The organism is Candidatus Binataceae bacterium (assembly GCA_035500095.1).
GTDB lineage: Bacteria > Desulfobacterota > Binatia > Binatales > Binataceae > JAKAVN01.
This window is the reverse complement of sequence record DATJXN010000121.1, coordinates 1-23,620: the sequence shown is the minus strand read 5'-3', so window position 1 is coordinate 23,620 and position 23,620 is coordinate 1. Positions and strand designations below refer to the sequence as shown.

Sequence of the window (23,620 nt, the reverse complement as noted above, 5' to 3'; positions counted from 1 at the left end):
CCGGTTGCGCTGCAATAGAAGGCGCGAAGCGCGGCATCCGGCAAGCCGCGCTTCGGGCCTGTTCGACTTTGTGCGTGGCGCGCGCGGTCCCGCGCCGAGCGAGGTAGCGATGGCCCAGTTGTCACAGGTGACGAGTAATCTTCGTCTGCGCCGCAGTTTCGGCAAGATCAAGAAGATTATCGACATCCCCAATCTGATCGAGATTCAAAAACGCTCGTACGACGAATTTCTGCAGGCCGGAGTTCCCGCCGACCAACGCACCGACACCGGCTTGCAGGCGGTGTTCAAGTCGGTCTTCCCGATCAAGGACTTCAACGAGACCGCCTCGCTCGAGTTCGTGACCTACGAGCTCGGCGAGCCCAAGTACGACGTCGAGGAATGCCATCAGCGCGGGATGACCTACGCGGCGCCGCTGAAGGTGAAGATCCAGCTGGTGATCTGGGACGTCGAGAACGGGCGGCGCTCGATCAAGAACGTCAAGGAGCAGGAGGTCTATTTCGGCGAGATTCCGCTGATGACCGGCAACGGGACGTTCATGGTCAACGGCACCGAGCGGGTAATCGTCTCGCAGCTCCATCGCTCGCCGGGCGTGTTCTTCGAGCACGACAAGGGGCGCACGCATTCGACCGGCAAGCTGCTTTACTCGGCGCGGATCATCCCGTACCGGGGAAGCTGGATCGATTTCGAGTTCGATCCGCGCGACGTGCTGTACGTGCGCATCGACCGCCGGCGCAAGTTTCCCGCGACCGTGCTCTTGCGCGCGCTCGGGATGACCACCGAGGATCTGCTCAACTATTATTACCGCAAGGACGTCCTGATCCTCGATTCCAAGCAGCTCGCCAAGCAGTTCAAGCCCGATCAGCTGCTCCAATCCAAGATCGGCCGCGACGTGAAGGATCCGCGCACGGGCGACGTGCTCGCGCGCGAGGGGCGCAAGTTCAACAAGGCGATCGTGCGCGCGCTCGAAGCGGCCAAGGTCACCGAGATTCCGATCGCGCTCGACGAAGTGGTCGGGCGAATCTCCGCGCATGACGTGGCTGACCCGCAGACCGGCGAAGTGCTGGTGCAGACCAACGAGGAGCTGAGCGAAGAGTCGCTGGAGAAGCTGCGCACGCACGGGATCAAGAAGGTCGAGGTGCTGTACACCGAGGATCAGCCGGGCGGCGGGCCGCTGCGCCTCACGCTCGCGCTCGACAAGCTCGAGACGCCCGAAGAGGCGGTCATCGACATCTACAAGAAGCTGCGCCCGGGCGATCCGCCGACCAAGGAGACCGCGACCAGCTTCTTCAACAACCTGTTCTTCAACCCCGAGCGCTACGATCTCTCGAAAGTCGGGCGGCTCAAGCTCAACCACAAGCTCAAGCTCGACGTCCCGCTCGAGCAGGGAACGCTGCGTCGCGAGGACATCCTCGAGGTCGTCCGCTATCTCATCGATCTCAAGAACGGCAACGGCCAGATCGACGACATCGACCATCTGGGCAATCGCCGCGTGCGCGCGGTCGGCGAGCTGGTCGAGAACCAGTTCCGGATCGGGCTGGTGCGGATGGAACGCGCGATCAAGGAGCGGATGAGCCTGCAGGACATCGAGACCCTGATGCCGCAGGAGCTGGTGAACTACAAACCCGCTTCCGCGGTGATCAAGGAGTTCTTCGGTTCCTCGCAGCTTTCGCAGTTCATGGATCAGACCAACCCGCTCTCCGAGATCGCGCACAAGCGCCGGCTCTCGGCGCTCGGCCCGGGCGGATTGACGCGCGAGCGCGCGGGCTTCGAGGTCCGCGACGTTCATCCCACGCACTACGGTCGGGTATGCCCGATCGAGACGCCCGAAGGCCCCAATATCGGACTTATCGCGGCGCTCTCGACCTACGCGCGGGTCAACGATTTCGGCTTTATCGAGACGCCCTACCGGGTGGTCGAGAACAGCCGGGTGAGCGACCGGATCGTTTACCTCTCGGCGCTCGACGAGGAGGACAAGGTAATCGCGCAGGCCAACGCGCCGCTCGACGCGCACGGCCGGTTCACCAACGAATCGGTCTCGGCCCGCATCGGGGGCGAGTTCACGGTGGTTGGGGCCGACAGCGTGCACTACATGGACGTCTCGCCGAACCAGCTCGTGTCGGTCGCGGCCTCGCTGATCCCGTTTCTCGAGAACGACGACGCCAACCGTGCGCTGATGGGCTCGAACATGCAGCGCCAGGCGGTGCCGCTGCTCAAGACCGACGCACCGTTGGTCGGCACCGGGCTAGAACGCACGGTCGGCCGCGACTCGGGCGTGACCGTGATCGCGAGGCGCGACGGCGTGGTCGAAAGCGTCGATGCCGAGCGCGTGGTGGTCCGCGCCGACAAGCCGAGCAAGGATCCGCGCGACGCGGGCGTGGATATCTACAACCTGATCAAGTACCAGCGCTCCAACCAGAACACCTGCATCAACCAGAAGCCGGTGGTCGTGCGCGGAGAGCGCGTGGGCGCGGGCGACGTGCTGGCCGACGGCCCCTCGACCGACGTCGGCGAGCTCGCGCTTGGGCGCAACGTGCTGGTCGCCTTCATGCCGTGGGGCGGTTACAACTTCGAGGACTCGATCCTCATCTCCGAGCGCGTGGTCAAGGACGACCTCTTCACCTCGGTCCATATCGAGGAGTTCGAGTGCGTCGCGCGCGACACCAAGCTCGGGCCGGAGGAGATAACCCGCGACATTCCCAACGTGGGCGAGGAGGCGCTGCGCGACCTCGACGCCTCGGGCATCATCCGCATCGGCGCCGAAGTCCGCCCGGGCGACATCCTGGTCGGCAAGATCACGCCCAAGGGCGAGACCCAGCTGAGCCCGGAAGAAAAACTGCTGCGCGCGATTTTCGGCGAAAAGGCCGGCGAGGTGCGCGACACTTCGCTGCGGGTGCCGCCGGGCGTCGAAGGCGCGGTTATCGGCGCGCGCGTGTTCGCCCGCCGCGGCGTGACCCGCGACGATCGCAGCCAGGAGATTCACGGCCTCGAGATCGAGCGGCTCAAGCAGGACGAGAGCGAGGAAATCCGCATCATCCGCCAGGAGACGCTGCGCAAGCTCAAGCGGACGCTGGTCGGCAAGAAGCTCGCCGCGCGAGTCATCGCCGATGACCGCAGCGTGCTGCTGGCCAAGGGCGACGCGCTCACCAGCGAAGCGCTCGACGAGCTGCCACCGCCCGCCTGGGAGCAGCTAAGAGTCGAGAGCGAGAACGCGACCGCGGAGGCCGCCGCGGCGGTTGCCGCGATGCGCTCGAGCGTCGAGGCGGTGGCCGCGTTCTATGGCGCCAAGCAGGAGCGCCTGCGCGGCGGCGACGAACTCGCGCCGGGCGTAATCAAGATGATCAAGGTGTTCGTCGCGATCAAGCGCCGCCTGCAAGTGGGTGACAAGATGGCGGGGCGCCACGGCAACAAGGGCGTACTCTCGCGCATCCTGCCCGAGGAGGACATGCCGCGGACCGAGGACGGCACGCCCGTCGACATGGTGCTGAATCCGCTGGGCGTGCCTTCACGGATGAACGTCGGGCAAATCCTGGAGACGCATCTGGGATGGGCCGCGCGCGAGATCGGCCACAAGCTCGGCGCCGAGCTAAAGGCGGGGGCGACACCGGCGCAACTGCGCAAGCGGCTGCGCGAGTTCTACCACGACCCCGAGAGCCAGGAATTCATCGAGCAGCTGCCCGACGCCGAGGTGGCGAAGCTCGTGGCCAAGTGCCGGGCCGGCGTGCACGTGGCCTCGCCGGTCTTCGACGGCGCGCGCGAGGAGGAAATCTTCGCGCTGCTCAAACGCGCCGACCTTTCCGAGACCGGCCAGTGCACGCTCTACGACGGCCGCACCGGGCTCAAGTTCGAGCAGCCGGTGACGGTGGGCGTGATGTATATGCTCAAGCTGCATCACCTGGTCGAAGACAAGATCCACGCACGCTCGACCGGACCCTACAGCCTGGTTACGCAGCAGCCGCTCGGCGGCAAGGCGCAGTGCGGCGGCCAGCGCCTGGGCGAAATGGAAGTATGGGCGCTCGAGGCGTACGGCGCGGCCTACACGCTGCAGGAAATGCTGACGGTGAAGTCCGACGACGTGGCCGGCCGCACGCGCATGTACGAGGCCATCGTCAAGGGCGAGAACACGCTGGAACCGGGTTTGCCGGAGTCGTTCAACGTGATGGTCAAGGAGCTGCAGTCGCTCTGCCTCAACGTCGAACTGCTCGAGCAGCAGCCCCGCCAGTAGCGCGGGAGCAAGGAGTTAATCGGGTATGGAAGACCTTTTCGGAATTTTTGAAAAGCCCAAGAACCCGCTGGCGTTCAACGCTATCCGCATCGCGATCGCATCGCCCGAGATGATCCGGTCGTGGTCGCACGGCGAGGTCAAGAAGCCGGAGACGATCAACTACCGCACCTTCAAGCCGGAGCGGGACGGGCTCTTTTGCGCCAAGATTTTCGGTCCGACCAAGGACTACGAGTGCAACTGCGGCAAGTACAAGCGCATGCGGCATCGCGGCGTGGTCTGCGAGAAGTGCGGCGTCGAGGTTATCCAGTCCAAGGTGCGGCGCGAGCGGATGGGTCATATCGATCTGGCCGCGCCGGTCGCGCATATCTGGTTTCTGCGCTCGCTCCCCTCGCGCATCGGCACCCTGGTGGACATGACGCTCAAGGAGCTCGAGAAGGTGCTCTACTTCGAGAGCTACGTGGTGCTCGATCCGGGCGAGACGCCGCTGCAGCACAAGGAACTGCTGACCGAGCGCAAGTACCGCGAGGCGCGCGAGCAGTACGCCGACGGCTTCAAGGCCGAGATGGGGGCCGAGGCGATTCGCACGCTGCTCGCCGGGCTCGACCTGGACAAGCTTGCCGAGGATCTGCGCGTCGAGATGAAGGCGACGGCGAGCGAGGCGCGGCGCAAGAAGGTGGCCAAACGGCTCAAGGTCGTCAACGCCTTTCGCGACTCGGGCAACCGCCCCGAATGGATGATCCTGACCATCCTGCCGGTCATTCCGCCCGATCTGCGCCCGCTGGTGCCGCTCGACGGCGGCCGCTTCGCGACCTCCGACCTGAACGATCTCTACCGGCGCGTGATCAATCGCAACAATCGGCTGAAGCGGCTTATCGAGCTGAGCGCACCCGACATCATCGTGCGCAACGAAAAGCGCATGCTGCAGGAGGCGGTCGACGCGCTGTTCGACAACGGCCGGCGCGGGCGCGCGATCACGGGACCGGCCAAGCGGCCGCTGAAATCGCTGAGCGACATGCTCAAGGGCAAGTCCGGACGCTTTCGGCAGAACCTGCTCGGCAAGCGGGTGGACTATTCGGGCCGCTCGGTCATCGTGGTCGGCCCCGAGCTCAGGCTCCATCAGTGCGGATTGCCCAAGAAGATGGCGCTCGAGCTGTTCAAGCCGTTTATCTATTCCAAGCTCGAGGAGAAGGGCTACGTCACGACCATCAAGAGCGCCAAGAAGATGGTCGAGAAAGAAGGCAAGGACGTCTGGGATATCCTCGATGACGTAATCCGCGAGCATCCGGTGCTGCTCAACCGCGCCCCGACGCTCCATCGGCTCGGCATCCAGGCCTTCGAGCCGGTGCTGATCGAGGGCAAGGCGATCCAGCTTCATCCGCTGGTCTGCGTCGCCTACAACGCGGACTTCGATGGCGACCAGATGGCGGTGCACGTGCCGCTCTCGATCGAGGCGCAGGTCGAGTCGCGCGCGCTGATGATGTCGACCAACAATATCCTCTCGCCCGCCAGCGGCAAGCCGATCATCGTGCCCACCCAGGACATGGTGCTCGGGCTCTACTACATGACGCGCGAGCGGCCGCTCGCCCGCGGCGAGGGCAAGCGCTTCGCGAGCCCGGCCGAGGTCCGTATCGCCTACGACCACGGCGAAGTCGACCTCCACGCGCGCATCACGGTGCGGATGCCGGTGGTGCGGATGATGGCGGCGCAGCCGATGGACGAAGAGGACGAACACCGGCGCGGCGCGGGGCCGTCGATAGCGCACTCCTCGGACGCGGCCAACTATGAACGGGTCGAGACCACGGTGGGCCGCGTGCTGCTCTACGAGATCGTGCCGCCGGTGGTGCCGTTCTCCGAAGTCAACAAGACGATGAAGAAGAGGGAGCTCGGCAACCTGATCGATCTGACTTACCGCCGGGCCGGCAATAAGGCGACCGTCATCTTCGCCGACCGCCTGAAGGACGTCGGCTTCGATTTCGCAACCCGCGCCGGGATTTCGATTTCGATTAAGGACATGACGATCCCGGCTAAGAAGGCCGAGCTGCTGGATAAGGCGCAGAAGGACGTAAGCGAGATCCAGAAGCAATACAACAACGGCGTCATCACCGACGGCGAGCGCTACAACAAGGTTGTCGACATTTGGGCCGAGGTGCAGGACGAGATTGGCTCGGCCGTGCTCAAGGGGTTGGCGACCGAGGTGTTCCGCGGCAAGGATCGCGAGGGCAAGGAGAAGGAGGAGCGCGGACCGTCGTTCAACCCGATCTTCATCATGGCCGATTCGGGCGCGCGCGGTTCCGAGCAGCAGATTCGCCAGCTCGCCGGGCTGCGCGGCCTGATGGCCAAGCCGTCGGGCGAGATCATCGAAACTCCGATCACGGCCAACTTCCGCGAAGGCCTGACCGTGCTGCAATACTTCATCTCGACCCACGGCGCGCGAAAAGGCCTCGCCGACACGGCGCTCAAGACCGCCAACTCGGGCTATCTCACGCGCCGCCTGGTCGACGTCGCCCAGGATTCGATCATCACCGAGGACGACTGCGGCACGCTCGACGGAATCGAGATGACGCCGCTCGTCGAAGGGGGCGAGGTTATCGAGGGGCTTGGCGACCGGGTGCTCGGACGGGTGGCGCTGGAGGAAATCCACGACCCGTTCACCAACACCGTGCTGGTGCGGGCCAACGAGATGATCGACGAGGACAAGGTGGCCGCGATCGAGGAGGCCGGTCTTGAGCGGGTCAAGATCCGCTCGGTGCTGACCTGTCAGTCGCGCCAGGGCGTCTGCGTCAAATGCTACGGGCGCGACCTCGGCCGCGGGCATCAGGTCAACATGGGCGAGGCGATCGGAATCATGGCTGCGCAGTCGATCGGCGAGCCGGGCACGCAGCTGACGATGCGCACGTTCCATATCGGCGGCACCGCCAGCCGGCGCGCCGAACAGACCACTCTGGAGGCGCGCAACGAAGGTATCGTGCGCCTGCACAACGTCAAGACCGTGCCGAGCCGCGACGGCAGCCTGATCGTGATGTCGCGCCACGGCGAGGTCGCGATCGTCACCCAGGTCACGGCGGGCGAGTCGAACGCCGTGCGCGAGCGCGAACGCGAGCGCTACCCGCTGGTTTACGGGGCCAAGCTGCGCAAGGCCGACGGCGAACGGGTCAAGGGCGGCGAGCTCATCGCGGAGTGGGATCCGTACACTACGCCGATCATCACCGAGGTCGACGGCACGATTAAGTACGGCGATATCATCGAGGGCAAGACGATGGAGGAGCGGGTGGACGAGCGCACCGGCGCGCGCTCCAACGTCATCGTCGAAGCCGCCAAGGACCTCGACGTGCGGCCGCGCATCTCGATCAAGGACGAGAGCGGCAAGACCTCGCGGCTTCCGGCGAGCGAGCAGTTCGCGCGCTACTATCTGCCGGTCGGCTCCTACATCAACACGGCCGAAGGCACGACGGTGCACGCGGGCGACGTGATCGCCAAGATCCCGCGGGAGACGACCAAGACCAAGGACATCACGGGCGGATTGCCGCGCGTCGCTGAACTGTTCGAGGCGCGCAAGCCCAAGGAGTTCGCGGTCATCTCGGAAATCGACGGCCAGGTCTCCTTCGGCAAGGACACCAAGGGCAAGCGCAAGGTCGTGGTCACGCCCGAAGTCGGCGAGCCGCGCGAATATCTGATCGCCAAGGGCAAGCATATCGGCGTGCACGAGGGCGACATGGTCCGCGCCGGCGAGCCGCTGATGGAAGGGTCGTCCAATCCGCACGACATCCTGACCATCCTCGGCGAGAAGGCGCTCGCCAAGTACCTGGTCGACGAAATCCAGGAGATCTACCGGCTCCAGGGCGTGCGCATCAACGACAAACATATCGAGGTCATCGTGCGCCAGATGCTCCGCCGGGTGCGGATCAAGGAGGTCGGCGACACCGACTTTCTGGTCGGCGATCAGACCGAGAAGTGGCGCTTCGACGAGGAGAACGCGCGTGTCCTGACCAAGGGCGGCGAGCCGGCGATCGCCGAGCCGCTCCTTTTAGGCATCACCAAGGCGTCGCTCTCGACCGAAAGCTTCATCTCGGCGGCCTCGTTCCAGGAGACCACGCGGGTGCTGACCGAGGCGGCGATTAACGGCAAGGTGGATCGGCTCGTCGGGCTCAAAGAGAACGTCATTATGGGCCGGCTTATCCCGGCCGGGACGGGCTTGCCGACCTATAACCGGGTCGAAGTCGTGGCCGAGGCGCTGCCGCCCGGAGAGGAGGCGGAAAAGGCCGATCTGGTGGAGGCTACCGCGGCGGCCGGAGATTGACAGCAGGGCCTGTATGATTTAAATAAATGTGTTCACCCCAAGGGCGAGTCCGCCCTTGGGGGGTTTGTTTGAAGAGCGACCTCCCGTCTGTTTGGACGGGCTGGGCCGGCGCGGAGGACGCTTCGGGCCGGGTTTTTTCCGTAGAAGAGTTCATGCGAGCCGGGGGTGAGGGACGCCGCCCGGCGGGAACGCAGTCCCGAGAGACGACGTGCCGACCATCAACCAGCTTATTCGCCAGGCGCGGATCAAGAAGCGCTACAAGATGAGCGCGCCGGCCCTGCAGGGCTCGCCGCAAAAGCGCGGCGTGTGCACGCAGGTCAAGACCACGACGCCCAAGAAGCCCAACTCGGCGCTGCGCAAGGTCGCGCGCGTGCGGCTCTCCAACGGCTACGAGGTCAACACCTACATTCCGGGAGTCGGGCACAATCTGCAGGAGCACTCGGTGGTGCTGATCCGCGGCGGCCGCGTCAAGGATCTGCCCGGGGTGCGATATCACGTAATCCGCGGCACGCTGGATTCGATCGGCGTGCAAGAACGGCGCAAGGGCCGCTCCAAATACGGCTCGAAAAAGCCGAAATAGTACAAAGCCATGTCACGCAAGGGTCAGGCCCGCGTCCGGGAAGTAACCCCGGACCCAAAGTTCCACGATCGCACGCTCGCCAAGTTCGTGAACGTGGTGATGGTGCAGGGAAAGAAGTCGCTCGCCGAGCAGATTCTCTATCGCGCGCTCGATACGATTGCCGAGCGCTCCAAGGAGGACGGGCTCGTGGTGTTCAAGCGCGCGCTCGACAATATCCGGCCGGCGGTCGAAGTGCGGTCGCGGCGGGTGGGCGGCGCCAACTACCAGGTGCCGGTCGAAGTGCGCCCGGTGAGGCGCAATTCGCTCGCGATGCGCTGGCTGGTGACGGCGGCGCGCGCGCGCGGCGAGAAGTCGATGGAAGAGCGGCTGGCGGTCGAGATTCTGGAAGCGGCGGCCAATCGCGGCGGCGCGGTCAAGAAGCGCGAGGATACGCATCGGATGGCCGAGGCCAACAAGGCCTTCGCCCATTATCGCTGGTAGGCGTCGGGAAGCGGAGCGCAGGCGGAAGCGGCCGCGTCGGTAACGGCGGAAGCAGCAAGAAGTAGCAGCAGTAAAATGGCGCGTGAAACTCCCATAGAAGACGTGCGCAATATCGGCATCATGGCGCACATCGACGCCGGCAAGACCACCACGACCGAGCGGGTGCTGTACTACACCGGGATCAACTACAAGATCGGTGAAGTGCACGAAGGCACGGCCACGATGGACTGGATGGTGCAGGAGCAGGAGCGCGGCATCACCATCACTTCGGCGGCGACCACCTGTTTCTGGCGCGACCATAGGATCAACATCATCGACACGCCCGGCCACGTCGATTTCACGATCGAGGTCGAGCGCAGCCTGCGCGTGCTCGACGGCGCGGTCGCCGTGTTCTGCGCGGTCGGCGGAGTCGAGCCGCAATCCGAGACCGTCTGGCGTCAGGCCGACAAGTATCGCGTTCCGCGCATCGCGTTCATCAACAAGATGGACCGCATCGGCGCCGACTTCGAGCGCGTGGTCGGAGAGATTCGCGACAAACTCAAGGCCAAGCCGCTGGTGCTCCAGCTGCCGATCGGCGCCGAGGACAAGTTCACGGGCGTCGTCGATCTGATCGAGCAGCGCGCGCTCGTGTGGGACGAGGATCGCCTCGGCGCCAACTATAGGCTCGAGGAGATCCCGGCCGATCTCAAGGAGAGCGCGCGCGGTTGGCGTGAGAAGATGATCGAAACGCTCGCCGATCACGACGAGCGGATCATGGAAATGTTCCTCGAGGGCAAGGAAGAGCCGTCGGCCGAGCAGTTGCGCAAGGCGATCCGCGTGGCCACGCTCAATATCGAAGCGATCCCGGTGCTGATGGGTTCGGCCTTCCGCAACAAGGGCGTGCAGCTGATGCTCGACGCGGTGGTCGACTATCTGCCCTCCCCGCTCGACGTTCCGCCGGTGATGGGCAAGGTCGGCGACAAGATGGAAGAGCGCTGGCCGCGCGACGACGCGCCGTTCAGCGCGCTCGCATTCAAGATCATGACCGATCCCTACATCGGCACGCTGACCTTTTTGCGCGTGTACTCGGGACGGCTGGAGAGCGGATCGTCGGTGCTCAACTCGACCAAGCTCAAGCGCGAGCGAATCGGGCGGCTGGTCAAGATGCACGCCAATAAGCGCGAAGAGATTTCCGAGGTTTTCGCCGGCGACATCTGCGCCGTGGGCCTGCGCGATACCACCACCGGCGACACGCTTTGCGACCCGGCGCATCCGATCGTGCTCGAGTCGATCGAATTTCCCGATCCGGTCATCCAGATCGCGATCGAGCCCAAGACCAAGGCCGACCAGGATCGCCTGGGCGAGTCGCTCTCCAAGCTCGCGCGCGAGGACCCGTCCTTCCGCGTGAGCGTCAACCGCGAGACCAGCCAAACGCTGATCGCCGGGATGGGCGAGCTGCACCTCGAGATCATCGTCGACCGCCTGCTGCGCGAATTCAAGGTCGACGCCAACGTGGGCAAGCCGCAGGTCGCCTACCGCGAAACCATCCGCAAGCCCGCGGAGGCCGAGGGCCGCTTCGTGCGTCAGAGCGGGGGCCACGGTCAGTTCGGCGTGGTCGATCTGCGGATCGAGCCGCTCGAGAAGGGTGGCGGATTCGAGTTCGTCGATTCAACCAAGGGCGGCGCGATTCCGCGCAACTTCATCCCGTCGATCGAAGACGGCGTGAAGGAGGCGATGGAGACCGGCGTGCTGGCTGGTTACCCGATGGTGGACGTGCGGGTATCGCTGCTCGACGGCAAGTACCACGAGGTCGACTCCTCGGAACTTGCGTTCAAGATTGCGGCTTCGATGGGCTTTCGCGAGGCCGCCGGCAGGGCCGATGCGGTGCTGCTCGAGCCGGTGATGGAAGTCGAAGTGGTGATGCCGCAGGAGTTCATGGGCGAGGTCATCGGCGATCTCAACGGGCGCCGCGGCAAGATTCTCAACATGGAGAACCGCGCCGGCGCCCAGGTGGTCGAAGCCCGCGTGCCGCTCGCCACGATGTTCGGTTACGCGACCCGCCTGCGCTCGATGACGCAGGGGCGGGCGACCTACACGATGCAGTTCGGCGCCTACGAACCGGTGCCGCAGAACATATACCTGGAGTTGATGGAGCGCAGCGGCGAGAACGCCGAACGCGCTCGGGCCTGAGCGAATCCGCAGCAAGGGAGGGTCCAAACCGGAGGACGAATCATGGGCAAGGCTAAATTCGAACGAACCAAGCCGCACGCGAACGTGGGCACGATCGGCCATATCGACCACGGCAAAACCACGCTGACCGCGGCGATCACCAAAGTGCTCGCTGCGAAGAAACTTGCCCAGTTCATCGCCTTCGATCAGATCGACAAGGCGCCCGAGGAGCGCGAACGCGGCATCACGATCGCGATCGCGCACGTCGAGTACGAGACTCCCAATCGCCACTACGCGCACGTCGATTGCCCGGGCCACGCCGACTACATCAAGAACATGATCACCGGCGCGGCGCAGATGGACGGCGCGATCCTGGTGGTTGGCGCCAACGACGGTCCGATGCCGCAGACGCGCGAACATATCCTGCTCGCCCGCCAGGTCGGCGTGCCTTCGATCGTGGTCTTCATGAACAAGGTCGACATGGTCGACGACCCCGAGCTGCTCGACCTGGTCGAGCTCGAAGTGCGCGACCTGCTGAAAAAGTACGAATTTCCAGGCGATGATATCCCGGTCATCCGCGGCAGCGCCCTTAAGGCGCTCAACTGCGGCTGTGGCAAGGACGACTGCGCCAATTGCAAGCCGATCCTCGACCTGATGGCGGCGGTCGACAGCTACATCCCGCAGCCCAAGCGCGAGATCGACAAGCCCTTCCTGATGCCGGTCGAGGACGTGTTCTCGATCTCCGGCCGCGGCACCGTGGTCACCGGACGCGTCGAGCGCGGCAAGATCAAGGTCGGCGAGGAAGTGGAAATCGTCGGCTTCCGCGACACCACCAAGACCGTGGTCACCGGGGTCGAGATGTTCCGCAAGATTCTCGACGAGGGCCAGGCCGGCGACAATATCGGCGTGCTCCTGCGCGGCACCAAGCGCGAGGAGATCGAGCGCGGGCAGGTCTTGGCCAAGCCGGCGAGCATCACGCCGCACACCAATTTCGAGGCCGAGGCCTACATCCTGACCAAGGAAGAGGGCGGACGGCATACGCCGTTCTTCACCGGCTACCGGCCACAGTTCTATTTCCGCACCACCGACGTCACGGGCGTGCTCAACCTGCCCGAGGGGACGGAGATGGTGATGCCCGGCGATAACATCAAGATTACGGGCGAACTGATTACGCCGGTTGCAATGGACGAGGGGCTGCGCTTCGCCATCCGTGAGGGCGGTCGCACCGTCGGTGCGGGCGTGGTTTCCAAGGTTCTGAAGTAGAAGAGGGTTCTGAAGTAAGAGAAGGTTCTGAAGTAAGGGCTCTTGAAGCGGAGAGCGTAAAGGGCGATGAGACGGGAATTGGAGAGCGTGCGAGTACCGGTAAGGGCGGCTCTTGGGAATCTGGCTTAGAGGATGAACGAAAAGATCCGCATACGCCTTAAGGCGTACGACTACCGGCTACTCGACCAGTCGGTGCGCGAGATCGTGGACACGATCCGGCGCACCGGCGGGCGCGTGGCGGGACCGATCCCGCTGCCCACGCGGATCGAGCGCTTTACCGTCAACCGCTCGCCGCACGTGGACAAGAAGTCGCGCGAGCACTTCGAGATTCGCACGCACAAGCGGCTGCTCGACGTGCTTGAACCGACCCAGCAAACCATCGACGCGCTCGGCAAGCTCGACCTCGCCGCGGGCGTCGACGTGGAAATCAAACTCGAGTAGCGCGCCATGCTGAGCGGACTCATCGGAAGAAAGCTGGGCATGACCCAGGTGACCGAATCGACCGGCATAGTGCGGGCGGCGACGGTTATCCAGCTCGGCCCCTGCGCGGTGACGCAGATCAAGACCGCGGCGACCGACGGCTATGACGCGGTGCAGGTAAGCTTCGGACGCCGGCGCATTTCGCGCGTGAGCGGGCCGTTGCGCGGCCACTACGCCAAGGCCGAGGTCGCCCCCGGAGTGAAGCTCGGGGAGTTCGCGCGCCGCGGCGAAGGCGAAATCAAGCCCGGGCAGAACATCGCGGCGGCCGACGTTTTCAAGGCCGGCGACCGGGTCGACGTTTCGGGAAGTTCCAAGGGACGCGGCTACGCCGGCGTTATCCGGCGCCACCATTTCGCCGGCTTTCCCGGCTCGCGCGGCACGCACGAGTACTTTCGCCATGGCGGCTCGATCGGCAACCGTTCTTATCCCGGACGTGTGCGCAAGGGGATGAGGATGGCGGGCCAGCTGGGCAACGAAGGCGCGACAGTGCTGAATCTGCGGGTGCTCGAAATTTTGCCCGACGACAACGCGATCCTGGTGTCAGGCGCGGTGCCTGGCGCCGACGGCGCGATGGTCGTGGTGTGTCACTCGGCCAAGGAACGCGTGCGGCAGGCGGAGGCGGCCAATGGCTGAGCGCAAGTATCGCGAGGCCGCGGCCAAGTCGCCCGAGGCGGTGAAGGTGCCGCTCTTTTCGGCGGCGCGCGAGCGCGTCGGCGAAATCGAAGTCGCGGGCGCGGTCTTCGGCCGCGTCGGCGACAAGTCGCTCCTGTACGAGGCCGTCAAAATGCAGATGGCCAACCGGCGCGCGGGAACGGCTTCGACCAAGACGCGCGGATTCATCTCGGGCGGCGGCAAGAAGCCGTGGCGGCAGAAAGGCACCGGACGCGCGCGCGCGGGCTCGATTCGCTCGCCGCTCTGGCGTCACGGCGGTACGATCTTCGGGCCGCAGCCGCGCGACTATTCGTACAAAATGCCGCGGCGGGCGTGGCGGCGCGCGCTCTGTCTGGCGCTTTCGGAACGCGCGGCCAAGGGCAAGCTGGTGGTCGCGCAGTCGCTCGAATTGGCCGAGCCCAAGACCAAGGCGGCCAAGGCGATGCTCGACGCGCTCGGGCTCAAGCATGCGCTTATCCTGATCGGCGAAGGCGAGGAGACTTTTCTCCGCGCCGCGCGCAACCTTGCCGCGCACAAGGTGCTGCAGCTTGCGGGGCTCAATGTTTACGACCTGCTCAATTACGACGAAGTGCTGATGAGCGAGCCGGTCGCGCGCGCGGTCGAGGCGCGGCTTGGGGGAGAGGCGCGATGAGCACGGAGAGCCTGATTCTCGCGCCGCTCATCACCGAGAAGGGCACGGCGGTCAACGAGCAGGGCAACCAGGTCGTGTTCCGCGTGCGCCCGGAGGCGAGCAAGGACGCGATTCGCGAGGTGGTCGAGCGCATGTTCAAGGTGACCGTGCTCAAGGTGCGGACGCTCAAGATGCTCGGCAAGAAGAGCCGGCGCGGCCGGATCGTGGGCGCGCGCGCGGACTGGAAGAAGGCTTACGTGACGCTCAAGGAAGGCGACAAGATCGAGTTCTTCGAGGGCGTCTAGGATTTTGCGCGGTGACTTTTGACGAACGGTTTTGATCGGGCAGTCCGGCTGATTTGGTAATCGGGTGATTTTGCGATGGCGGTAATACAGCTCAATCCGAGGACGCCGGGGCAGCGCTTCATGCAGCTGGCGGACTTTTCCGACCTTACCGCCAAGGCGCCCGAGAAGCGTCTGCTCGCGCCGCTCAAACACTCGGGCGGCCGCAACAATCGCGGGCGGATGACTTCGCGCCATCGCGGCGGTGGCCACAAGCGCCGTCTGCGGATTATCGATTTCAAGCGCGACCGCGATGGCGTAGCGGCGATCGTTGCGGCGCTGGAATACGATCCCAACCGCTCGGCCAATATCGCCCTGCTGCACTACGCCGACGGCGACAAACGCTACATCCTGGCACCCGAAGGGCTCAAGCCGGGCGACAAGGTCGAGTCCGGGCCGCAGGCCGACATCAAGCCGGGCAATGCGCTCGCGCTCAAGAACATCCCGCTCGGCACGCTGGTGCACGGGGTCGAGCTCAAGCCCGGCGCAGGCGCGCAAATGGTGCGCGGTGCGGGAGCCTCAGCGCAGTTGATGGCCAAGGAAGGCAAGTTCGCGCTGCTCAAGCTGCCCTCGGGCGAGCAGCGGATGGTGCTGGCCGAGTGCCGCGCGACCATCGGCCAGGTCGGCAACCTGGACTATGAAAATATTTCGATCGGCAAGGCCGGCCGCAGCCGTCATCTGGGCAAACGCCCGCATGTGCGCGGGATGGCGATGAATCCGGTCGATCATCCGCACGGCGGCGGCGAGGGGCGGTCAAAGGGGAATCACCCGCAATCGCCGTGGGGACAGCCGGCCAAGGGTTACAAGACGCGCGGCAAGAAGCCGTCGGATCATTACATCGTGAGCCGCCGGCCCAAGGGCAAGCGTTAGGCGGAAGCTGGAAAATGAGATCGCTTAAAAAAGGTCCGTTCATCGACGGCCATCTCGAACGCAAGGTCACGGCCGCGCTCGCCGCGGGCGACAAGCGGATCATCCGCACCTGGTCGCGCCGCTCGATGATCGTGCCGGACATGGTGGGGCTGACCTTCGCGGTGCATAACGGCCACAAGTTCATCCCGGTCTACTGCACCGAGAACATGGTCGGCCATAAGCTCGGCGAATTTTCTCCCACCCGCACTTTCCATGGCCATGCCGGTGACCGCAAGGGCGAGGTCAAGAGCGCGGGCGCCCCGGCTGCTCCGCCGTCGGCGGCGAAACCGGCGGCGACGGGAGGCTGAGAGGCTTCGCGATGGAATCGGTGGCCAGAACCCGTCATGTACGTATCTCGCCGCAGAAGCTTAGGCTGGTGTGCGAGCTTATCGTGGGCAAGAAAATCGATCTCGCGCTGTCCGTGCTCGAGTTCACGCCCAAGCGCGGCGCCAAGGTCGTGTCCAAGACCCTGCTGGCGGCGGTGGCCAACGCCCGCGACCAGCAGAACGTCGACGAAGACCGGCTGTACGTCAAACGCGCGACGGCCGACACGGGCCCGACCTGGAAACGTTCGATCGCGCGTGCACATATGCATTCAACGCCGATCCTAAAGCGCAGCAGCCATCTGACGGTGGTGGTTGACGAGAACGCCTCGTAGGTAGTCATGGGACAGAAATCGCATCCGCGCGGGCTTCGGCTCGGAATTATCGAAGGCTGGGATTCCAAGTGGTACGCCTCGCACAACTACGCCGCGCTGCTGCACGAAGATCTGAAGCTGCGCGATTTCATCAAGCGCCGCCTCTACCACGCCGGCATCTCGCGGATCGAAATCGAGCGCATGGCCAACAAGGCCAAGATCAACATTCATACGGCGCGCCCCGGAATCGTGATCGGCAAAAAGGGTGCGGAGATCGACAAGCTCAAGGGCGACATCCAGAAGCTGATCAAGGGCAAGGAGGCGTTCATCAATATCCATGAAGTGCGCCGTCCCGACCTCGATCCGCAGCTGGTCGCGGAAAATATTGCGCTGCAGCTCGAGCGGCGCGTGGCGTTTCGCCGCGCGATGAAAGAAGCGGTGCTGCGCGCGATGCGGATGGGCGCGCAGGGCGTCAAGGTGCACGTCGCGGGACGCCTGGGCGGCGCGGAGATCGCGCGCGTGGAGTGGTATCGCGAAGGACGCGTGCCGCTGCAAACGCTGCGCGCGGACGTGGCCTACGGCTTCGCCGAGGCGCGCACCACTTACGGCCAGATCGGCGTCAAGGTATGGATTTTCCGCGGCGAGGTCCTGACCCGCAAGGAAGAGGACCTCAGGCGTTCGGGCATGAGCGCAGCCCATCAGCAGTGACGGATCGGTTGACGCAAAGAGCGTGTTAGTGGGACTGCATAATGCTTCAGCCCAAGAAAGTTAAGTATCGCAAGATCCAGAAGGGCCGGGTGCGCGGCGCGGAGTCGCGCGGCCTCGAGCTCGCCTTCGGCGACTACGGGCTCAAGAGCGTCGAGACCGCCCGCGTCGATACCCGCGCGCTCGAGGCCGCGCGGATCGCGCTCACCCGTCATATCAAGCGCGGCGGGCGCGTGTGGATTCGGGTTTTTCCCGACAAGCCGTTCACCAAGAAGCCGGCCGAGACCCGGATGGGCAAGGGCAAGGGTGGTCCCGAGGGCTGGACCGCGGTGGTGCGGCCGGGGCGCATCCTGTTCGAGATGGAAGGGGTCGACCGGGCAACCGCGCACGAGGCGATGCGGCTCGCGTCGCACAAGCTGCCGATCAAGACGATCGTGATCGAGCGGGAGAGCGAAAGCCTTGGAGCTTGACGAACTCAAACAGATGAACGCGGGCGACCTGCGAGTCAAGGAGCGCGAGGCGCGCGAAGAGATCTTCCGCCTCAAGCTCAAGCTGCGCACCAATCAGCTCGACAATCCGTCGAACTACCGGCGCGCGCGCAAGGAACTCGCGCGGATCATGACTCTGCTGCGGCAAAAGAGCGGACCGGTGGCGGGTGCGGCCGGCGCCGCGGGGTCTGCGGCGGCAAAGGCGAACGATGCGAGAGCGAGTTAAACAGCGCGTGGGCGTCGTGGTCTCGGCCAAGGCGGCCAAGACCGTGGTGGTGCGGGTGGACCGGCTGGTTCAGCATCCGCTGTACGGCAAACGGATCCGCCAGCGCACGCGCCTGATGGCGCATGACGAACGGGGCGAGTGCCACGAGGGCGATCGCGTGCTGGTGATCGAATCGCCGCCGCTTTCGCGACGCAAGCGCTGGCGCGTCAGCAAGGTGCTGGCGCGGGCCGCCGGTTAGGGGAGCGCAGGCGTCAGATGGTGCAGATGCGAACGGTGCTGGACGTGGCCGATAATTCGGGCGCGCGCAAGGTGATGTGCATCAAGGTGCTGGGCGGCTCGCGCCGGCGCTACGCGACCGTGGGCGACGTTATCGTGGTTGCGATACGCGAGGCGATCCCCAACGCCAAGGTCAAGAAGGGCGATGTCGCGCACGCCGTAATCGTGCGCACCAACAAGGAGATCAGCCGCAACGACGGTAGTTACATCCGCTTCGACGACAACTCGGCGGTGCTGGTCGACGCGCAGCACGAGCCGATCGGCACGCGTATTTTCGGCCCCGTGGCCCGCGAGCTGCGCGCCAAGCGCTTTCTCAAGATCATTTCGCTGGCGCCGGAGGTGCTGTGATGGAACGCGGCGCGGCCAAGTATCCGATCAAGAAAAACGACATGGTGATGGTCATCACCGGGCGCGAGCGGGGCAAGACCGGCAAGGTGCTCAAGGTGATCCCGGCCTCCGGCCGAGTGATTATCGAACGGCTTAATGTTGTCAAGCGCCATTCGAAGCCGCGCGGCGCGGCGAGCCCCGGCGGAATCGTCGAGAAGGAAGCGCCGATCGACATCTCCAACGTGATGGTGTTCTGCGAGCGCTGCAACGCGCCGGTGCGCGTGGGAATCAAGGCCGCGACCGACGGGACACGCTCGCGCATGTGCCGCCGCTGCGGCGAAGCGCTGGGTAACGAGTGATGGCGGACGAAAAGGACAAGGCGCAGAAGCCGAAGAAAGAGCCCAAGGGTGAGCGCCAGGGCAAAAAGGGCGGCGACGGAGCAGGCGGCGGCGCGGCGGGTGGCCCGCGGGTCGAGGCCAAGCCGCGCGAGCCCGAGGTCAAGGTGCCGGCGCGCCTTAGGGTGCGCTACGAGCAGGAGATCCGGCCGGCGCTGATGCGCGAGCTCAAGATCGAGAACGTGATGCGTGCGCCGCGGCTCGAGAAGATCGTGATCAACATGGCGCTCAACGAGGCGCGCGACAACGCCAAGATTCTCGACGCCGCGGTCGAGGAGCTCAAGCTGGTGACGGGCCAGAAACCGGTCATCACGCGGGCGCGCAAGGCGATCTCGAATTTCAAGCTGCGCGAAGGCATGCCGATCGGCGTGATGGTCACTTTGCGGCGCGAGCGGATGTATGAATTTTTCGACCGGCTGGTGAGCGTATCGCTCGCGCGCGTGCGCGACTTTCGCGGCGTCAGCGACAAGGCCTTCGACGGGCGCGGCAACTATTCGCTCGGCCTGCGCGAGCATACGATTTTCCCCGAGCTCAACCTGGACAAGGTCGAGCGCGTCAAGGGACTGACGGTGACGATCAACACGACCGCGCGGAGCGACTTCGAGGGTTACACCCTGCTCCGCGCACTGGGCATGCCGTTTCGCGGAGCGCTCGAGCGCGAGGCCGCGGCGCGAGCGGCGTAAGGTAGGAAGCGATGGCGAAAACCTGTCTGCGCGTGAAGGCGCAGCGCAAGCCCAAGTTCCCGACCCGCCAGCACAACCGCTGTCCGCTGTGCGGACGCGCACGGGCTTTCTACCGGCGGTTCAAGATGTGCCGGCTGTGCCTGCGCAAGAATGCGTTGCGCGGCGCGTTGCCGGGCGTGACCAAGGCGAGCTGGTAGGGCCGGACTTGACGATCGTTTTGAGGAGCCGGCGGACAAGGCCGGCAGTTAAAGAAGGCCGGCAGTTAAAGCAGGCGCGCAGTTAAAGCAGGATCGACGGATAAAAGGATCAAACAGGCTTAATGTCGCAGACCGATCCCATCGCTGAGTTGCTGACCCGGATTCGCAACGCCATGCACGCGCGTTACAGCCAGGTCGAAGTCCCCCACTCGCGCATGCGCGAGGCGATTTGCCGCACGCTCTCGGCCGAGGGCTTTCTCGGCGGCGTCGAGGTCGCCGGCGAAATCCCCAACAAGAAGCTGCTCGTGGGGCTGCGCTACTCGGGCGAGCGCGAGCCGGTGATCCGAGGAATCGAGCGCGTCAGCCGCCCCAGTCTGCGCCGCTACGCGGGCGCGGACTCGATGCCGCGCGTGCCGCATGGGATGGGCGTGCAGGTGGTGACGACGCCGCTCGGGGTGATGACCGATCGCCAGGCGCGGCGCAAGAAGGTCGGCGGCGAAATCCTGCTGCGGGTCTGGTAGGGAGAAGCACCGTGTCGCGCATAGGCAGATTGCCGGTGGTCCTGGAAAAGGGCGTGAAGGCCCAGCTTGCGGGCGACCTGCTCAAGGTCGAGGGTCCCAAGGGCAAGCTCGAAATCAGGATACCGTCGGGTTTCGCGCTCGAGATTGGCGACTCGATGATCGAAGTGAAGCGCCCGGGCGATTCGCAACGGGAACGCGCGCTGCACGGGCTCGTGCGCAAGCTGGTCGCCAACATGGCGGAGGGCGTGGGCAAGGGCTTCACCCGGCAGCTCGAGATCAACGGCGTCGGCTATCGGGCCGAGGTTCGCGGCAGCAATATTCACCTTTCGCTCGGCTACTCGCATCCGGTCGTGTACCAGCTGCCGCCTGGCGTGACCGCCAAGGTCGATCGGCAGGTGTTGATCACGCTGGAAAGTGCGGATCGGCAGTTGATTGGATCGGTTGCTGCCGAGGTGCGCGAACTGAGGCCGCCCGAGCCGTACAAGGGCAAGGGGATCAAGTACGCCACCGAGAAGATTCGCCGCAAGGCCGGCAAGGCTGCGGCCGGAGCGGCGGCGGGCTAGTCCCGCGGGAGCGGATCAAAAGAGATGGCTGCGGAGCGATTTGCAAAGCGGATGGAGCGGCGCCGGCGCGTGCGGCGCCAGGTACGGGGCAGCGACCAGCGGCCGCGGCTCTCGGTTTACCGTTCGCTCAACCATATTTACGCGCAGGTGGTGTCCGACGAATCGGGCCGGACGCTTGCGGCCGCCTCGACGCTCAGCGCCGAGCTGCGCGAGGGGCTCAAGAGCCAGCGCAACGTGCAGGCCGCCAAGGTGATCGGCAAGACGATCGCCGAGCGCTGTCTCAGCACGGGAATCAGCCAGGTCATCTTCGATCGTAACGGCTTTCTCTATCACGGCCGGGTGAAAGCACTGGCCGACGCGGCGCGCGAAGCCGGACTCAAGTTCTAAGGACGCCGGGCAAACGGGAGCATCGTGGCACAGCGGATAGAAACGCAAGGGCTCGATATCAAGGAAAAGGTCGTCCATATCAACCGGGTGGCCAAGGTCGTCAAGGGTGGCCGGCGCTTCAGTTTCAGCGCGTTGGTGGTGGCCGGCGATCAAAACGGCCTGGTGGGATTCGGTCTCGGCAAGGCCAACGAAGTGCCCGAGGCGATCCGCAAGGGCGTCGAGCGAGCGAAGAAGAATCTGATGCGGGTGCCGCTGCGCGAAGGAACGATTCCGCACGAGGTGCTCGGCCGCTTCGGTGCGGGCAAGGTGATTCTCAAACCGGCCTCCGAAGGCACGGGCGTGATCGCGGCGGGCGGCGTGCGCGCCGTGGTGGAACTGGCCGGGATACGCAATATTCTCACCAAGCGACTGGGTTCGTCGAACCCGCACAACCTGGTGAAGGCAACGCTCGAGGCGCTCGCCGAGCTGCGCAGCCCGCAGGACATTTTGCGCACGCGCGAAAGCGGGCCGAAGCGCCCGGCCGCGGCCTGAAACGGGTAACGGGGCTAGACCAGGGAGAAACGCACGCGAATGACGGAGTCGATCAGAATTAAGCTGGTGCGCAGTCCGATCGGGACCAAGGACCGCGTGCGCCAGACGCTCAAGGGGCTGGGGCTTCGCCGCGTGGGTAGCGAGAGCGAACTCGTGCGGACCCCGGCGGTCGAGGGCATGCTGCGCCGGGTGGTGCACCTGGTCGCCGAAGTGAAAAAGTAATGGCTGTGGATTTAGGTACGCTCAAGCCATCCCCGGGCTCCAAGCGCCGCCATGCGCGGGTGGGCCGCGGAATCGGTTCCGGCAGCGGTAAGACCGCGGGCCGCGGTCACAAGGGAAAGGGTTCGCGCTCGGGCGGCAATACGCCGCCGGGTTACGAAGGCGGCCAGATGCCGCTTCGGCGGCGAGTGCCCAAGCGCGGATTTCGCCGCCTGCAGAAGGCCGAGGATCGGCGTGAAGAATTCGTGGTGGTCAACCTCAAGCGGCTGGCCGAGTTGGGCGTCGAGACGGTCGATCCGGCGCTGATGGCTGCGCGCGGAATAATCCGCGCCGCGGACAAGGTCAAGGTGCTCGGCGACGGGACGCTCGCGGGACGGATGACGATCCGTGCGCATGCGTTTTCCTCGAGCGCGAAAGAGAAGATCGCGGCGGCCGGAGGTATGGCGGAGTTAATCGAGGATAACCCGAAGCTTAATGCTTGAAGGGTTCTCAAACGCCTCGCGCATCCCCGAGCTGCGCCGGCGGCTGTGGTTCACGGCCATGATGCTGGTCGTGTACCGTGCCGGCGTTGCCGTGCCCACGCCAGGTATCGATGGCCAGGCGCTTGCGGCATTTTTCGACGCGGCATCGAGCACGCTGTTCGGATGGGTCAACCTGTTCTCGGGCGGCGCACTCGAGCGCTTTTCGGTTTTCGCGCTAGGGATCATGCCGTACATCTCGGTCGCGATCATCCTCGACCTGCTGAAGGTCGCGTGGCCCTACCTCGACGAACTGTACAAGGAGGGCGAGGCGGGGCGGCGCAAGATCAGCCAGTACACGCGCTACGGAACCGTCCTGCTCTCGGTGGTACAAGGCTTCATGATCGCGGTGTCGCTCGAGCACATCCAGGCGCCGGGCGGCGGATCGGTGGTTTACGCTCCGGGCTGGAGCTTCCGCATCATCACGGTGCTGACAGTTACCGCAGGCTCGCTGTTCGTGATGTGGATCGGCGAGCAGGTAACCGAACGGGGCATCGGCAACGGCATCTCGCTGATCATCATGGCCGGGATCGTCGCCAACCTGCCGCACGCGCTTGCCGCGACCCTCGAACTCGGCCGCACCGGCGCGCTGTCGCCGGTGTTCATCCTGGCCTTCATCCTGATCGCGGTGGCGGTGATCGCCTTCATCGTGTTCATGGAGCGGGCGCAGCGCCGCATCGTCATCCAGTATCCGAAGCGCCAGGTCGGCACGCGCATGTTCGGTGGCGACTCGACCCATATGCCGCTGAAGATCAACACTTCGGGCGTGATCCCGCCGATCTTCGCCAGCTCCATTCTGCTGGTGCCGGCCACCATCGCCGGTTTTTCCGGGGGCGCCAACGCGCCTGGGTGGGTAAGCTGGATCAGTGGCCAGCTCGCGCATGGTCAGCCCTTGTATATGGCGATGTACGCGGGACTGATCGTCTTCTTCTCGTATTTCTATAC

28 protein-coding genes are annotated in these 23,620 nt (G+C 65.0%); all 28 read left to right on the top strand.

Going from position 1 to position 23,620, the window contains the following annotated elements; genetic code table 11:
• Positions 1 to 109 precede the first annotated feature (109 nt).
• Positions 110 to 4,222 (top strand): DNA-directed RNA polymerase subunit beta, encoded by a 4,113-nt coding sequence (gene rpoB / locus VMI09_12625; GenBank protein ID HTQ25535.1) that lies wholly within the window; start codon positions 110 to 112, stop codon positions 4,220 to 4,222.
• Positions 4,223 to 4,247: 25 nt separating this feature from the next.
• Positions 4,248 to 8,519, top strand: coding sequence for a DNA-directed RNA polymerase subunit beta' (gene rpoC / locus VMI09_12620; protein HTQ25534.1), 4,272 nt, complete (start codon positions 4,248 to 4,250; stop codon positions 8,517 to 8,519).
• A gap of 208 nt (positions 8,520 to 8,727) precedes the next feature.
• On the top strand, positions 8,728 to 9,099 hold the full coding sequence (gene rpsL / locus VMI09_12615) for a 30S ribosomal protein S12 (protein HTQ25533.1): 372 nt from the start codon (positions 8,728 to 8,730) through the stop codon (positions 9,097 to 9,099).
• A gap of 9 nt (positions 9,100 to 9,108) precedes the next feature.
• Entirely contained in the window at positions 9,109 to 9,579 is a 471-nt protein-coding gene (rpsG, locus tag VMI09_12610; protein HTQ25532.1) for a 30S ribosomal protein S7, read from the top strand.
• Between the two features lie 75 nt (positions 9,580 to 9,654).
• Entirely contained in the window at positions 9,655 to 11,748 is a 2,094-nt protein-coding gene (gene fusA / locus VMI09_12605; protein HTQ25531.1) for an elongation factor G, read from the top strand.
• Positions 11,749 to 11,790: 42 nt separating this feature from the next.
• On the top strand, positions 11,791 to 12,990 hold the full coding sequence (tuf, locus tag VMI09_12600; protein ID HTQ25530.1) for an elongation factor Tu: 1,200 nt from the start codon (positions 11,791 to 11,793) through the stop codon (positions 12,988 to 12,990).
• A 132-nt stretch (positions 12,991 to 13,122) separates the two neighbouring features.
• Positions 13,123 to 13,431, top strand: a complete 309-nt coding sequence (gene rpsJ, locus VMI09_12595; protein ID HTQ25529.1) for a 30S ribosomal protein S10 — start codon at positions 13,123 to 13,125, stop codon at positions 13,429 to 13,431.
• A 6-nt stretch (positions 13,432 to 13,437) separates the two neighbouring features.
• Positions 13,438 to 14,103 (top strand): 50S ribosomal protein L3, encoded by a 666-nt coding sequence (gene rplC / locus VMI09_12590; GenBank protein HTQ25528.1) that lies wholly within the window; start codon positions 13,438 to 13,440, stop codon positions 14,101 to 14,103.
• Complete coding sequence (gene rplD / locus VMI09_12585; GenBank protein ID HTQ25527.1) at positions 14,096 to 14,773, top strand: 50S ribosomal protein L4; 678 nt, start codon at positions 14,096 to 14,098, stop codon at positions 14,771 to 14,773. Before rplC ends, rplD begins: the two co-directional genes overlap by 8 nt.
• Entirely contained in the window at positions 14,770 to 15,057 is a 288-nt protein-coding gene (rplW, locus tag VMI09_12580) for a 50S ribosomal protein L23 (protein ID HTQ25526.1), read from the top strand. Before rplD ends, rplW begins: the two co-directional genes overlap by 4 nt.
• A 75-nt stretch (positions 15,058 to 15,132) precedes the next feature.
• A complete protein-coding gene (rplB, locus tag VMI09_12575) occupies positions 15,133 to 15,963 on the top strand; it encodes a 50S ribosomal protein L2 (protein ID HTQ25525.1) in 831 nt (276 codons plus the stop codon).
• A gap of 14 nt (positions 15,964 to 15,977) precedes the next feature.
• Positions 15,978 to 16,310, top strand: a complete 333-nt coding sequence (rpsS, locus tag VMI09_12570; GenBank protein HTQ25524.1) for a 30S ribosomal protein S19 — start codon at positions 15,978 to 15,980, stop codon at positions 16,308 to 16,310.
• Between the two features lie 20 nt (positions 16,311 to 16,330).
• On the top strand, positions 16,331 to 16,660 hold the full coding sequence (gene rplV / locus VMI09_12565; GenBank protein ID HTQ25523.1) for a 50S ribosomal protein L22: 330 nt from the start codon (positions 16,331 to 16,333) through the stop codon (positions 16,658 to 16,660).
• A gap of 6 nt (positions 16,661 to 16,666) precedes the next feature.
• Positions 16,667 to 17,347, top strand: coding sequence for a 30S ribosomal protein S3 (rpsC, locus tag VMI09_12560; GenBank protein ID HTQ25522.1), 681 nt, complete (start codon positions 16,667 to 16,669; stop codon positions 17,345 to 17,347).
• 41 nt (positions 17,348 to 17,388) lie between these two features.
• The gene (rplP, locus tag VMI09_12555) at positions 17,389 to 17,814 is read left to right on the top strand and encodes a 50S ribosomal protein L16 (GenBank protein HTQ25521.1); all 426 of its coding nucleotides are present in this window, start codon (positions 17,389 to 17,391) and stop codon (positions 17,812 to 17,814) included.
• The gene (gene rpmC, locus VMI09_12550) at positions 17,804 to 18,058 is read left to right on the top strand and encodes a 50S ribosomal protein L29 (GenBank protein ID HTQ25520.1); all 255 of its coding nucleotides are present in this window, start codon (positions 17,804 to 17,806) and stop codon (positions 18,056 to 18,058) included. Before rplP ends, rpmC begins: the two co-directional genes overlap by 11 nt.
• On the top strand, positions 18,042 to 18,296 hold the full coding sequence (rpsQ, locus tag VMI09_12545) for a 30S ribosomal protein S17 (protein ID HTQ25519.1): 255 nt from the start codon (positions 18,042 to 18,044) through the stop codon (positions 18,294 to 18,296). Before rpmC ends, rpsQ begins: the two co-directional genes overlap by 17 nt.
• Before the next feature lie 17 nt (positions 18,297 to 18,313).
• Positions 18,314 to 18,682, top strand: coding sequence for a 50S ribosomal protein L14 (gene rplN / locus VMI09_12540; protein ID HTQ25518.1), 369 nt, complete (start codon positions 18,314 to 18,316; stop codon positions 18,680 to 18,682).
• Positions 18,682 to 19,020, top strand: coding sequence for a 50S ribosomal protein L24 (rplX, locus tag VMI09_12535; GenBank protein ID HTQ25517.1), 339 nt, complete (start codon positions 18,682 to 18,684; stop codon positions 19,018 to 19,020). Before rplN ends, rplX begins: the two co-directional genes overlap by 1 nt.
• A 143-nt stretch (positions 19,021 to 19,163) precedes the next feature.
• Positions 19,164 to 19,739 carry a 50S ribosomal protein L5 gene (rplE, locus tag VMI09_12530; protein ID HTQ25516.1) on the top strand — a complete coding sequence of 192 codons (576 nt, stop codon included), beginning with the start codon at positions 19,164 to 19,166 and terminating at the stop codon, positions 19,737 to 19,739.
• A gap of 11 nt (positions 19,740 to 19,750) precedes the next feature.
• A complete protein-coding gene (locus VMI09_12525; GenBank protein ID HTQ25515.1) occupies positions 19,751 to 19,936 on the top strand; it encodes a type Z 30S ribosomal protein S14 in 186 nt (61 codons plus the stop codon).
• 122 nt (positions 19,937 to 20,058) lie between these two features.
• Positions 20,059 to 20,457, top strand: a complete 399-nt coding sequence (rpsH, locus tag VMI09_12520; protein ID HTQ25514.1) for a 30S ribosomal protein S8 — start codon at positions 20,059 to 20,061, stop codon at positions 20,455 to 20,457.
• Between the two features lie 11 nt (positions 20,458 to 20,468).
• Positions 20,469 to 21,020: a 50S ribosomal protein L6 gene (gene rplF / locus VMI09_12515; GenBank protein ID HTQ25513.1), complete on the top strand. Its 552-nt coding sequence runs from the start codon at positions 20,469 to 20,471 to the stop codon at positions 21,018 to 21,020.
• Positions 21,021 to 21,044: 24 nt separating this feature from the next.
• Positions 21,045 to 21,407, top strand: a complete 363-nt coding sequence (gene rplR, locus VMI09_12510; protein HTQ25512.1) for a 50S ribosomal protein L18 — start codon at positions 21,045 to 21,047, stop codon at positions 21,405 to 21,407.
• A gap of 24 nt (positions 21,408 to 21,431) precedes the next feature.
• On the top strand, positions 21,432 to 21,938 hold the full coding sequence (gene rpsE, locus VMI09_12505) for a 30S ribosomal protein S5 (GenBank protein ID HTQ25511.1): 507 nt from the start codon (positions 21,432 to 21,434) through the stop codon (positions 21,936 to 21,938).
• A gap of 39 nt (positions 21,939 to 21,977) precedes the next feature.
• Positions 21,978 to 22,160 (top strand): 50S ribosomal protein L30, encoded by a 183-nt coding sequence (gene rpmD, locus VMI09_12500; protein HTQ25510.1) that lies wholly within the window; start codon positions 21,978 to 21,980, stop codon positions 22,158 to 22,160.
• Positions 22,160 to 22,639, top strand: coding sequence for a 50S ribosomal protein L15 (gene rplO / locus VMI09_12495; GenBank protein HTQ25509.1), 480 nt, complete (start codon positions 22,160 to 22,162; stop codon positions 22,637 to 22,639). The genes rpmD and rplO overlap by 1 nt, the downstream gene beginning before the upstream one ends.
• On the top strand, positions 22,632 to 23,620 hold a 989-nt coding region (gene secY / locus VMI09_12490; GenBank protein ID HTQ25508.1), incomplete at its 3' end, for a preprotein translocase subunit SecY. The genes rplO and secY, both read left to right, overlap by 8 nt.